This window comes from Phaeobacter sp. CECT 5382 (assembly GCF_001457775.1).
Lineage (GTDB): Bacteria > Pseudomonadota > Alphaproteobacteria > Rhodobacterales > Rhodobacteraceae > Pseudophaeobacter.
This window is the reverse complement of sequence record NZ_CYSG01000003.1, coordinates 152423-165384: the sequence shown is the minus strand read 5'-3', so window position 1 is coordinate 165384 and position 12962 is coordinate 152423. Positions and strand designations below refer to the sequence as shown.

10 protein-coding genes are annotated in these 12962 nt (G+C 59.3%); 7 read left to right on the top strand and 3 right to left on the bottom strand.

Features of this window, described 5'->3' with window-relative positions; all coding sequences use genetic code 11:
* The 3 genes from PH5382_RS04570 to PH5382_RS04560 all read left to right on the top strand — a co-directional run bounded on the left by PH5382_RS04570 (position 1) and on the right by PH5382_RS04560 (position 3803).
* A complete protein-coding gene (locus PH5382_RS04570) occupies positions 1-1338 on the top strand; it encodes a S41 family peptidase (protein WP_058333177.1) in 1338 nt (445 codons plus the stop codon).
* A gap of 205 nt (positions 1339-1543) precedes the next feature.
* Complete coding sequence (gene rsgA, locus PH5382_RS04565; RefSeq protein ID WP_058333176.1) at positions 1544-2629, top strand: ribosome small subunit-dependent GTPase A; 1086 nt, start codon at positions 1544-1546, stop codon at positions 2627-2629.
* A 109-nt stretch (positions 2630-2738) separates the two neighbouring features.
* Entirely contained in the window at positions 2739-3803 is a 1065-nt protein-coding gene (locus PH5382_RS04560) for a bifunctional transcriptional activator/DNA repair enzyme AdaA (protein ID WP_058333175.1), read from the top strand.
* 56 nt (positions 3804-3859) lie between these two features.
* Here the strand turns inward: PH5382_RS04560 and PH5382_RS04555 are convergent, their stop codons facing one another.
* From PH5382_RS04555 to PH5382_RS04545, 3 genes are all read right to left on the bottom strand, one after another.
* A complete protein-coding gene (locus tag PH5382_RS04555; protein WP_058333174.1) occupies positions 3860-4240 on the bottom strand; it encodes a hypothetical protein in 381 nt (126 codons plus the stop codon).
* A gap of 39 nt (positions 4241-4279) precedes the next feature.
* Positions 4280-5041 carry a DUF6478 family protein gene (locus PH5382_RS04550; protein ID WP_058333173.1) on the bottom strand — a complete coding sequence of 254 codons (762 nt, stop codon included), beginning with the start codon at positions 5039-5041 and terminating at the stop codon, positions 4280-4282.
* Between the two features lie 160 nt (positions 5042-5201).
* Positions 5202-6134 (bottom strand): hypothetical protein, encoded by a 933-nt coding sequence (locus PH5382_RS04545; protein ID WP_156414833.1) that lies wholly within the window; start codon positions 6132-6134, stop codon positions 5202-5204.
* 245 nt (positions 6135-6379) lie between these two features.
* On the opposite strand from PH5382_RS04545, the gene PH5382_RS04540 reads away from it, so the two are divergent.
* From PH5382_RS04540 to PH5382_RS04525, 4 genes are all read left to right on the top strand, one after another.
* Positions 6380-9568: an ABC transporter transmembrane domain-containing protein gene (locus PH5382_RS04540; protein ID WP_082645566.1), complete on the top strand. Its 3189-nt coding sequence runs from the start codon at positions 6380-6382 to the stop codon at positions 9566-9568.
* Positions 9558-10448, top strand: coding sequence for a CPBP family intramembrane glutamic endopeptidase (locus PH5382_RS04535; protein WP_058333171.1), 891 nt, complete (start codon positions 9558-9560; stop codon positions 10446-10448). Before PH5382_RS04540 ends, PH5382_RS04535 begins: the two co-directional genes overlap by 11 nt.
* A 61-nt stretch (positions 10449-10509) precedes the next feature.
* A complete protein-coding gene (gene accD, locus PH5382_RS04530) occupies positions 10510-11454 on the top strand; it encodes an acetyl-CoA carboxylase, carboxyltransferase subunit beta (RefSeq protein WP_058333170.1) in 945 nt (314 codons plus the stop codon).
* A 90-nt stretch (positions 11455-11544) separates the two neighbouring features.
* Entirely contained in the window at positions 11545-12819 is a 1275-nt protein-coding gene (locus PH5382_RS04525; protein ID WP_058333169.1) for a bifunctional folylpolyglutamate synthase/dihydrofolate synthase, read from the top strand.
* Positions 12820-12962: the final 143 nt, after the last annotated feature.

Genomic DNA, 12962 nt, shown 5'->3' with positions numbered 1-12962 from the left:
ATGAGAAAATTTGCCATGGCCGCTATCGGCGGCACGCTGGCCGGCATTGTTGCAACAACCTATGTGGCCGGGCCTTTGCTGGCACAGGAAACGGCACGCGAAACGACAGTCTACGAACAGCTTGACCTGTTTGGGGACATCTTTGAGCGCATCCGCGCCCAATACGTCGAAGACGTTGACGAAAAAGAGCTGATCGAAGCGGCGATCGGCGGCATGCTGGCTTCGCTTGATCCCCATTCCAGCTATCTGTCGCCGGATGATGCCGCCAGCATGCGGGTGCAGACCCGTGGTGAATTTGGCGGCCTTGGCATCGAGGTCACTCAAGAAGAGGGCTTTGTCAAAGTTGTCTCGCCCATCGATGGCACCCCGGCAGATGAAGCAGGCATGGAAGCGGGTGATTTCATCACCCATGTGGATGGCGAAAGCGTCCTTGGCCTGTCGCTGGACGAAGCCGTGGATTTGATGCGCGGTCCGGTTGGATCCGAGATCGTGATCACCGTGGTGCGCGAAGGCGAGGGCGAGCCCTTTGACGTTTCGATCATTCGCGACACGATCAAGCTGACGGCAGTCCGTGCTCGCACCGAAGGCGACACAGTTGTGTTGCGGATCACCACCTTCAACGATCAGACTACGCCTAATCTTGAATCCGGCTTGAAAAAGCAGGTCGAAGAGGCCGGTGGCATGGAAAACGTGAACGGTATCGTGCTGGATCTGCGCAACAACCCCGGTGGTTTGCTGACGCAGGCGATCAAGGTGGCTGACAGCTTCCTCGACAGTGGTGAGATCGTTTCGACCCGCGGTCGCAACCCTGAAGACGGCGAACGCTTCAACGCCATTCCCGGTGATTTGTCCGGTGGCAAGCCCATCGTTGTTCTGATCAATGGCGGTTCGGCCTCGGCGTCGGAAATCGTGGCTGGTGCACTGCAGGATCATCGTCGCGCCATCGTTGTCGGCACCAAGAGCTTTGGCAAAGGCTCGGTCCAGACCGTGATGCCACTGCGCGGTGAAGGCGCGATGCGCCTGACCACGGCGCGCTATTACACACCCTCGGGCCGCTCGATCCAGGCTCTGGGTGTTTCGCCAGACATCGTTGTTGAGCAGCCCCGTCGCAAACCTGAAGCCGAGGCCGAAGAAGAGAGCAATGCACGTCGTACCCGCTCTGAGGCGGACCTGCGCGGCAGTCTCAACAATGACAGCCTGACCGAGGATGAAATCCGCCAGATCGAAGAGGACCGCACCAAGGCCGAGAAAGCTGCGGAACTGCGCGAGCAGGATTACCAGCTGGCCTATGCCATCGATATTCTCAAAGGTCTGGTTGCTCTGGGGCCAAAACAATAACTGGCCAGGGTCTCCAGGGGAGGATTCCCTGGTTTAAACCGCAAAACAATACAAGGACCGCTCCGAAAGGGGCGGTCTTTGGCCTTGTACCCCTGCCGGATGCTGCGCTGTCACCTGCACAGAGGGCTTTAGTCACGCTGTCATTTGTGTTTCTTAGGGCGCAAATGCCGCCCGGTGGCGGCGGATTGATGAAAGCAGAGCCAAAATGACCCGGGACTATTCCCAATTTCTGTCACCTGCTGGTGGCTCTGATGCGCCGCAACAGGAGTTGAGCGCGCTGGAAAAGCTTGGCTGGCAGCCCTTCTTTGCCCAACAGGTGATTGATGACGACCTGGAAGAAACACCTCCGGTGCGCGTGGTCGAGGCGCATCGCAGCGGTCTGCGGGTTCAGGGTGAGAGTATTGATATGCTGTTGCCCCCCAAGATGCAGGCGGCTGTTGGGGATTGGCTGCTGCTAAATCGGGTGCTGCCCACCGCCAGCCGGGTGCTGGAGCGTAAAAGCCTGTTCAAACGCCGTGCGCCTGGGCATGACCGCAGTATCCAGCTGATTGCGGCCAATGCGGACACGAGCTTTATCGTCACGTCTTGCAACCTTGATTTCAACCTCGCCCGGCTCGAACGCTATATCGCCCTGGCCTTTGAGGCCGAGGTGGAACCGGTAATCCTGCTCACCAAACCCGACCTCTGTGACGACCCCACTCCCTATGTGGAACAGGCCAAGACTATTTCGGCGCGGGTGCCTGTGCTGCTGATCAATGCCAAAAGTGATGCGGCGCGCGCGCAGCTCGCACCTTGGTGCAAGCCGGGTCAGACGCTGGTCTTTCTGGGATCGTCAGGGGTGGGCAAATCTACTCTGGTCAATGCGCTGTTTGGCAAGGAGACCGCCGAGACCGGCGAAATCCGCGAAGATGATGCCAGGGGGCGCCATACCACGCGCTATCGGCATATGCGCTTTTTGCCAAATGGCTGCGCCGTGATGGACACGCCCGGCATGCGCGAGTTGCAGATGGCCGAAGCCGAAAGCGGCATTGCCGATCTGTTCGAGGATCTGGCAGAGCTGGCAAGCCAGTGCAAATTCCGCAACTGCAAACATGAAAGCGAGCCAGGCTGCGCGATCTCAGCGGCGATCAAACGTGGAGAGGTTCAACAGGCCCGGCTGGAGCGTTGGAACAAGTTGGCTGCAGAAGAGAGGTTCAATACCGCCTCGCTGGCAGATCGTAAAACCAGTGGGAAAGCCCTGCAAAAGACCATTCGCGCGGTCCAGAAGCGCAATAAAAAAACAGGACGATGATCCAGGTTCTTGTCAAGAACGGCAGGCGGCCGTGGTTTCTCGCGGATGTTTTGACATTAACGCCCGGAAACCGGCGACCCAGGGCATTTGGATTGGCTAGTCTGTTGCAATGATGTTTGACCTGCCTGATTCCCAAACCCTGTACCAAGCGCTCTGTAGCCGCGATGCGGCTTATGAAGGGCGCGCCTATGTTGGCGTGTCTTCCACCGGCATTTTCTGTCGTCTAAGCTGCCCGGCCCGCAATCCCAAGTTCGAAAACTGCCAGTTCTTTGCCAGCCCCGGTGAATGCATCGAGGCGGGGTTTCGTGCCTGCAAACGCTGCAAGCCGCTCAAGGCCGCTGCGGGCGATGACCCCATGGTACAGCCCTTGATTGACGCGCTTGAGGCGCGTCCGACACACCGCTGGCGCGAAGGGGATCTGGTGGAGCTGGGCTATGATCTGTCCACCGTGCGGCGCGCTTTTAAGCGCCATTTTGGCATGACCTTTCTGGAAATGGCGCGACAACGCCGCCTGCGCGAGGGCTTTACCGCGCTTTCAGCGGGAGAGCCGGTGATCGCGGCACAGATTGATGCGGGATTTGACAGCCCGTCGGCCTTTCGGGCCGCCTTTGCTCGCCTTGTTGGAATGTCGCCGGGAAGTTTTCGCAAAGATGCGCTGCTTCTGGCAGATTGGATCGACACCCCACTAGGGGCGATGATCGCCATCAGCTGCCAGCATCAGCTGCACTTGTTGGAATTCGCTGATCGCAAGGCGCTGCCGCGCGAGATGATCCGTCTGCAAAAAGCACAGCCCGGCGGTATCGGCTTTGGGCGACCGGCACCGACCCAGCGGATCGCCGATGAACTGTCACGCTACTTTGCAGGATCAGCAGCGCGTTTTGATACGCCGCTGGCGCTGCATGGCACCGCCTTTGAGCGCGATGTCTGGCGCTATCTGCTGGAAATCCCGGCTGGAGAGACGCGCAGCTATTCGCAGATTGCCCGCGACATGGGCCGCCCGACAGCAACGCGCGCAGTGGCGCGGGCCAATGGCAGCAACCAGATTGCTGTGGTCATTCCCTGTCACCGTGTCCTGTCTGCCGATGGCAGTCTGACCGGCTATGGCGGAGGATTGTGGCGCAAGCAGCGCCTGATCGAGATTGAAACCAGCTACCGGGACAAAATGCTGGCCTAGCTCACAACCAAGCGGTGGGCAGTCTGGTGGGGGCCGACTTCAGGTGGTTTCGAGAGTTAAGTCGTTTCCAGACAATGACGGCGAAACGCGCGTTTCAGCATGTCGAGCTCAGCGCGCAGCAGTTCGATTTCGGCGCGCATGTCGTCGGCAGCGGCCTCGCCTGCGATCAGGGAAAAGCTTGCGAGTTTCTGATCACTGCTGCCGCCCTCGGTGATGACAAAAGTCTGTACCCCATCGGCAATGGCATGGGCAGGTACAGTGATCCGCAACAGCCACTCATCGGCCGCACTGCCTTCGCTGATCGCGACCCCGTCCAGTGGCTGGTCCTGAAACATCACCTGAATATCTGGGGCCAGACCGCTTTCTTTGGCGTTCTGGACCACCCCTTCCCAGGTGCCATTGCCGAAACGTATTTTGGTGACGGTCAAATCGCTCATCTCGGTTCACTCATCATTGGGGTTCAGTTTGTGGTAGGGTCAGATATTGGCGCGACGGTGGCGGGCAAAGGTCAGGTCACGCAGAATGACCTGGTTCATGTCGGGGGCTTCAAAAATCAGGTCGAGCCATATCTTTTCGATGCGCTTTTCGTTCAGGTTGGAATAGGCCAGATCATATTCAACCGATACATTTTTCTCACCCAGTGGAAACTCACGGACCAGTTGCTCTGTATTGGGACCGTGGCGAATATTGAGACGGGCAAAGACCTCGATCGGTTTTTCGGTTTCAATAATGCAATCGACACGCAGGAGATGTTGTCGGGTCAGGCCGTCGCAGGCGCTGGTCGGCAGGTCGATGACCAGTGACAGGAAAGAGCCGTCAAACTGGAAGACATCCATTCGTAAACCAAAGGGCGCCAGGTCTTCTTCGCGGCTGTTGCGCAACTGGCGCAGGGTCAGTTCTGATATATCGCAATCGTGGAACAGGGTGATTTCTTCGCCCAGTTGCGATTTTGACGGGACCGAGGACAGGCCGGGAACAGGCAGGGGGCCGCGCCACAGTTCGGGACGCCAGGACCAGTCGGTGCCATGCGGCCGCGGAAAGAAGGACGATCCGATATGTGGCAGGGCAAGACGGCCATCGGCAATGTGGATCAGACGGTTCAGCTGGTTGCGCAGAAGCCGGGCCTGATTGCGCTGCTGGCGCAGCATCGGCAGCGAGGTGGTGCTCGCCCGGGCCGCGTCGCGGTGCCAGCGACGCAGACTGCCCCGGTGAAACAGCTTGTTTAGAAAACCGCCCATATCGCGTTTTTGCTACCTTTGTCTTGCCCGGGCCTTCTGCCTCGGCGCATTGTTCAACTGATCCTGGCCAAAAACATAGCCCGGAGCGCTTTGTTGTGCGTGTTCCGAAAACAACCGGAGCTGACGCCGCCGAAACTATGGCCAATCTAGCCGGGTCGGGTCACTGAAATAAACCGGCAATCCGCTCTCGCCACGAGAGTTTTTCGCCGGAGACGGCTGGTTTTTCACTGCTGTGCCTTTGGGAATTAGCGTTTCGCGCTTCTGGCCGCGTCTTGGGGCGCAGATCCGTGTCAGGTTTTGCCGCCGCAGCAGGCGCGGAAGGGGGGAGATTTGCGCCGGTGTCGATGGTGGCTGCACCGATGGTGGCTGTGCTTGCTTTCAGGCTGCGCAGGGTCATTTCCGTAAGCAGATCAGCCCCAGCGCGTCCCAACAGATTGCTGCCTTCAGGCGCGTAGAGCGCCAGCAGGACAAGATGATCATTCAACACAAAGGCACCGCGCCAGTGTTCTGGGCTGGCACCCGAGCCGCCTGCGGTGCTGTGACCGGGCCAGTTCAGCCGCACCAATGGCAAAACACCCTTGTCGTCATAATACAGCAGTTTGGCGCCTTGAGCGGTCCGCGCAATATCGGCGGTTCTGGGGGCTCCGGGGCTGGTGGCCTTGCCGATGGTGGCGGTGATGACAGCCGCACGGTTTCTGCCAAACCAGCTGCTGCCTTGCAAAAGGTTGCAACGTGGCAACAGCGCAAAGCCGCCCTCGGCATCCTGTCGCAACATCGAGGTGTCGATGCAGTGACCGGGCGGGGCAACCAGAATGACAGAGCCATTTGAAAATTCTGCCCGGGATTTTCCGGCGGCTGCAAGATCGGAGTCATATTGCCCGCTCTGGGCCGCAAAGGAAAATCCCGAGTTAGACGATTGCGTACAGCCAGCAAGACCGATGAGTCCGACCAAGGCGCCCAAACGCAGCCCGTGGGCAAAGCGCGTGGCCGGGCCTGCGACCGAGAGAGACGCAGCCGGATCCGGGGGGGCGTCGCATTGCTGCAACAGGGACGTTTCTGCTTTCAGTGCCAAACCGCTTGATTTCATGGCCACAGGGCCGCCCTCCATCGCCCCGCTCTTTGGGGGCTGTCGTTGTTGCCAGCGCAATAATTCTGTTGAACGGTCAGAGCAAGTGTGAACGAGCGTGAACTGGATTACCTTGTCTTTGCCCGTTTCAGTGCATACCGTCGCGAGGTTTTTGCACAGTGACTCGATTCCTGCCGGTTTCGGCAACCACCACCGTGGCACCACCGTGGCCAAGACCTCACCATGCAGCTTTTATGCCACAAGGACCGGCCATGCCTCCAACGCTGTTTTCATTTATCTGGCGTTATTCCAAGCGTCAGCAACTTGGCCTTTTGGCGCTGACCCTGCTGACCTTTCCGTTTCTTTATGCGTCGTTGGAGCTGCCCAAGCGGATCATCAATGACGCCATTGGTGCAGCAGAGCCTCAGGTCGTGGTCCTGGGCACAGAGATGTCTCAGGTGGACTACCTCTTGGTGCTGTGTTTTGCCTTTCTGGCTGCGGTGGTTCTGGCGGGACTGCTGAAGATGCGGCTCAATACGGCCAAAGGTGTGGTGGCAGAGCGCCTGTTGCGGCGCCTGCGCTATAGTCTGATCAACCGGATGATCCGGTTTCCGAAACCCTACTTTCGCACCACCAGCCAGGGTGAGCTGGTGTCGATGATCACGTCCGAAAGTGAGCCGATGGGCGGGTTGATGGGGGATGCGCTGGCGCAGCCGGTGTTTCAGGCGGGACAGATGCTGACCATCGTGGCCTTCCTGTTTGCACAAAGCGTCTGGTTTGGGCTAGTTTCAATTGCGCTGATCCCGCTACAGGCCTGGCTGATACCGATGTTGCAGCGCCAGATCAACCTGCTGAACAAGGACCGGATCCAGGAAGTGCGCGCCCTGGCCGCAGAGATAGGCGAGACCGCCGCCGGGATATCCGATCTGCGTGGCAACGGCGGCTGGCGGTATCGTCTGGCGCAGATTTCTGACCGGTTGGGACGTCTGTTCGAGATCCGCCGCCGGATCTACAACAAGAAATACTTCATGAAATTCCTCAACAATCTGATCGGGCATATGACACCCTTTGTCTATTACTCGGCAGGTGGTGTTCTGGCGATCAGGGGAGAGATCACGGTCGGCGCATTGGTGGCGGGGCTGGCTGCCTACAAGGACCTTTCGGCGCCCTGGAAAGAGCTTTTGACCTATTACAATCAGGTGCAGGACATGGGGCTGCGCTGGAAAGTGATGACCAGTCGCTTTGCTCCCAAGGGAATGATTGATGCCAATCTGCTGGACGGGGCGCCCACAACTCTGCCGCACCTGCGCGGGGATCTGGTGTTTCGCAATGTCTCGCTGCGTGATGCCGATGGCAATATGATCCTAGAGGATCTGTCGCTCACCATCCCCGCACGCGCACGGGTCGCGGTCAAAAGCAGCAACGACGCCGAACGTGCTGCCCTGGGGCAGTTGCTGACCCGAGAGGTGCTGCCCAGCCGTGGTTCGATCACACTGGCGGGGCACCGGCTGGAAGCGCTGCATCAGGGGGTCCTTGCCGCGCGGGTTGGGTATGCCTCTGCGCAGCCCTATTTGTTTTCGGGCTCGCTTGGGGACAATATCCTGATGCCATTGCGCAGCACGCCCAGTCTGGCTGACCCGTCGGATGATGCGCTGCGCCAGATGGACGAGGCTCGGCGGACCGGCAACAGCCCTGATCTTTTGACCGCAGATTGGGTCAACCCGGCCCTTGCGGGGCTGGGCTCCGAAGGGGATTTGCGCGATTGGTGGTTTCAACTGGTCGAAGCCATGGGAGTTGATGAGCAAATATTCCAGCGGACCCTGCGTGCCAAACTGCCGGAGGGCAACCATCAGGCGTTGAAAGACCATATCATTCGGCTGCGGCCATTGATCCGAAAACGTCTGCGCCGGGCAGGGCTGGACGGCGTGGTCTACCATTTTGAACCGGAGGTTTTTAATCCAGCGATGCCGCTGGCGGGCAATATTCTCTTCGCCTCGCCCGCGCGAGAGATCCTTCCAGAGGAGCTGATGTTGCCGGGCAGCCTGTTTCATCAGGTGATCCGCGAGCAACACCTTAGCGCGGAAACCCTGGGCATCGGCCTTGGAGTGGCGGAAACCCTGATCAAAACTTTCGGCCGCGAAGATTTCGACCACCCTTTGTTTCAGCGTCTTGGCATTGACGAAGATCTGTATTGCCGCCTGTGCAAGGCCGCTGAACTTTATAGTGAAAAGGGGGAGGCAGAGCTCCCGGATGAGGCCCGCGCGGTGCTGATGACAGTGCCCTTTCTGTTGTCCGCAGAACAGATCGGCCCCGGTTTTCCAGAAGATTTCAAGCGACGCATCCTGCGCATTCGCGCCGCCAGTGCCGCTACCCTGACGGCCCGCTCCGAAGGATTGTTCCGTCCGCTCACACCAGAGGGCTTCTTTCCACGCCTGTCGGTTCTGGAAAACGCGCTCTATGGAAAGATATCGACGCGGGCCGGGGAAAAGGGCAATCAGGTCGAGGCGCTGGTTGCAGAGGTTTTGGCAGCTTACGGATTGAAAAAACGTCTGGCGTTGATCCTTTATGACCTGCCAACCGGTCTCGGTGGCGCGCTGTTGGATCCATTGTTTCGTGAGCGCGCAGCCTTTACGCGGGCGGCCATCAAGCGGCCGGATGTGTTGATTCTGGATCGCGCTTTGGCCAGTCATGATTCCGAAAGCCGACTGCGCACCCGCGACCGCCTGCGTGACCTGATGCCGACCACGACCATGATCTTTATGGAGGAAGAATTCGCCCATCCCGAACGCTATGACCTGTTTGTCGAGATCCGGGACGGGCGTATCGATGGGGTGGACCGCCGCTCCAGCGGCAGCCCCGAAGACCTGGCCGCTGAGGATTTTCGTCAGAAATTCGAGGAAATCGCCCGCGCAGAGCTTTTTGCGCGACTGGATGCGCGCAACCAGCGGCTTTTGGCGTTTTCGGCGCAATGGCATCCCGTGGCACAGGGGGATCTGGTCTTTGCCCGAGGTGAAATGGGGGATGCGGTCTATCTTTGCCTGAAGGGGCGCGCAGAACTGTTCTGGTCTGGGGTCGCTCCGGGAGAGCAGCCCATATCAGTGGTGGAGCCGGGGCGGTTGATCGGTGATCTGGCAGTGATCCTGCGCCAGCCACGCGAGCTGGATCTGCGTGCTGCCGAGGACTGTCTGTTCTTGCGCATCGGAGCCGAAGAATATCGCGCGGTGATCGAAAGCGATGCCGGGGTCGCCATGCAATTGTTGGAAACGGTGGCGGGTCATTTGGTGTCCCTAAGCGGATCGATGCGCGATTCCGTGCATGATGCCGCACCCGATCCATTATCTGATTTTGAGCCTGCTTCTGCGGGCGAGGCGGGCTTGCCTGAAGGCGCTACCTTTGATGAGGTCGCCGGGAATACGCAGCAAAAGGCGGACCCCAAACATGACGCCAAAAATGGTAGATAACCTTGCCTATGGCGCCCACGAGGCGCTCGTTGCACCGGCCCGGCCCAAACCGCAAATCTGGCGGCTTTTGTTGGGCGTCGGGCTGATTGCAGCGGTGAGCTATGCTCTGACCAGTGTAACATTCCTGCTGGTGTTGAATCTGGCGGAGGGGGCCTGGATAGAGGGGTTGATTGATGGTGGAAATCCGCCAGCGATGCTGGTGTTGCTGGCTAGTTTCGCCTTTCTGGTGCTCGGGGTGGCATTGGCGGCACGATGGTTTCAGCAGCGCTCTTTGCAGAGCGTGATTGGGCCGATGGGGCTGTTGGTTCGCCAGTTCCGCAGGGTCTTTTCGTTCTTGTTGGTGTTGGCTTTTGCAGTGCTGTTGCTGCCGCCCTATTCCCTAGGCCTGCCGCTGGTTCCCAATCTGGAATTTGGGCACTGGCTGGGGCTTTTGCCTCTGTCACTGGCAGCGGTTCTCATCCAGACCGGCGCCGAAGAGATCGTTTTTCGGGGCTACCTGCAACAGGCTCTGGCGGCCCGCTTTCGCTCACCGTTGCTTTGGCTTGTGGCCCCTTCACTGCTGTTTGGTTTGGCACATTACATGCCGATCGAGGCGGGCGAAAATGCTGTCCTGATTTGTCTCTGGGCCATGGCTTTTGGTCTGTTGATGGCGGATCTCACCGCGCGGGCGGGCACGCTGGGGCCTGCTATCGCGGTGCATTTTTTCAACAATATAGTGGCTCTGCTTGTGTTTGCCTCTCCCAGCAGCCTTTCTGGTCTGGGGCTGTATCTGCTCCCCTATGAGATGTCTGACACTGAACATCTGCGCCCCTGGATGTTGGTCGACTGCGCCATGATGCTGGTCTCCTGGCTGGTGGCACGCCTGGCGATACGCCGCTGATTGCAATTCCAATCAATGCGCCTTATCTGGGGATCAAACCGGCCCCCGATAGAGGCATGATATGAACTGGATCACCAACTACGTCCGCCCGCGGATCAACTCGATCTTTTCGCGCCGCGAAGTGCCCGAGAACCTGTGGCAGAAATGCTCTGAGTGCGGCACCATGCTGTTTCACCGCGAGCTGAGCGAAAATCAGAATGTCTGCACCAATTGCGGCCATCACATGCATATCACGCCGCGCGACCGGTTTGCCGCGCTGTTTGACGGTGGCGTTTTTACCGAGGTTTCGGTGCCAGAACCGATTGCGGATCCGCTGAAGTTCCGTGATCAGAAGAAATATCCCGACCGCATGAAGGCGGCGCAGAAAAAGACTGATGAAAAAGAGGCTATGCTGGTGGCTGCCGGTGAAATCGGTCGCACACCAATCATTGCCGCCGCTCAGGACTTCTCTTTCATGGGTGGTTCCATGGGCATGTATGTCGGCAATGCTATCGTTGCCGCCGCAGAAGAAGCCGTGAAACTGGGACGCCCGCTGGTGCTGTTCTCGGCTGCGGGTGGCGCGCGCATGCAGGAAGGTATTCTGTCGCTGATGCAGATGCCCCGGACAACCGTGGCCGTGCAGATGCTGAAAGAGGCCAATCTGCCCTATATCGTTGTGCTGACCCATCCGACAACCGGGGGCGTCACCGCGTCCTACGCGATGCTGGGGGATGTGCATATCTCTGAACCCAACGCGTTGATCTGTTTTGCCGGTCCCCGCGTGATTGAACAGACCATCCGCGAAAAGCTCCCCGAAGGCTTTCAGCGCGCGGAATACCTGCTGGATCACGGTATGCTGGACCGGGTAATTTCGCGCACCAAGATGCGTGGTGAATTGATCACCATCATCCGTATGCTGATGGGGCTGCCACCGCAGATCGTTGGCGACCTGCCCGCTCCGGATGCGAGTGAAGAGGCCGCGAATGACGCCAAGGATGCCGCAGAAGCCGCCGCAGCGGAAAGCTGATCCCTTTAGCCTGTACTGATCGGCCCGCCTGACCAGGGCGGGCCGTTTGCGTTTCAATGTTCATTTCCTGCCCGCGAGTGAGCCAACACCATGACCCAGTCTACATCCGATGCCATTCTCGCCCGAATGCTGGCACTGCACCCAAAGATTATTGATCTGACGCTGGATCGGGTCTGGCGCTTGCTGGAACGCCTGGACAATCCGCAGGAAACGCTGCCGCCGGTGATCCATATCGCAGGCACCAATGGCAAAGGATCAACCCAGGCCATGATCCGCGCCGGGATCGAGGGGTGGGGCAAATCCGTGCATGCCTATACCTCGCCGCATCTGGCGCGCTTTCATGAACGGATCCGGCTCGCAGGTGAGCTGATCTCCGAGGCGCAGCTGACGGAGATTCTGGATGAATGCTACGCCACCAATGGCGGCGAAAATATCACCTACTTCGAGATCACCACGGTCGCAGGGCTGCTCGCCTTTGCCCGAACCCCGGCGGATTACACCCTGCTCGAGGTGGGGCTTGGCGGGCGGCTGGATGCGACCAATGTGGTCGCGCGCCCGGAAATCACGGTGATCACTCCGATCTCCATTGATCATGAGCAGTTCCTTGGCGACACACTGGCAAAGATTGCGACTGAGAAGGCCGGGATCATCAAGCGCGGCGTGCCCGTGGTTGTCGGCCCGCAACCCGACGAAGCGATGGAAGTGATCGAGGCCACTGCCGCGCGTCTGGGTGCGCCGCTGATTGCCTATGGTCAACAGTGGCACGTGAGCCAAGAGCGGGGACGTTTGGTTTTCCAGGACGAGCGCGGTTTGCTGGATCTGCCCCTGCCAGCCCTGCTGGGTGCACACCAGGTTCAGAATGCTGGTGCCGCGCTGGCGGTTCTGCGCTATTTGGGTGCGGATGAGGTGGCCTGCGAGGCCGCCATGACAGGCGCCGAATGGCCCGCCCGCATGCAGCGGCTGAAAACCGGACCACTGGTCAGCGCGATTGGTGACGGTGAGCTCTGGCTGGACGGCGGGCATAATGCAGCAGCAGGGCTCGCTCTCGCTGAGGTTCTTGCCAGCCTGCCCAAACGTCCGACCCATCTCATCTGCGGGATGCTCAATACTAAAGATGTCAGCGGCTATATGGCGCCATTGGCGACCCAGGTCGAAAGCCTGACAGCCGTGTCGATCCCGGATGAGGTCAACACGCTCAGCGCTGAAGAGACGGAGGCGGCAGCGTCATCGGTGGGCATTGCGGCCTCAACGGCTGACAGTCCGGCTCAGGCGCTTGCGGCGATCCTCGCCAAAGACCCTTCGGCGCGCGTGCTGATCTGTGGCTCGCTGTATCTTGCGGGTCATATCCTGCGCGAAAACGGCTGATTAGGTCCGGCAAGCTGAGTCAGGCAAGTAGTGGCTCCCGCCCATCTCGCAACATTCTTGCAGAATGTTTCTCACCCGTTGGGCCCGGCGCCGCTGACGCGGCGTGGCTGGATTTCATCTGGCTGGACATACCCCGATTGAAT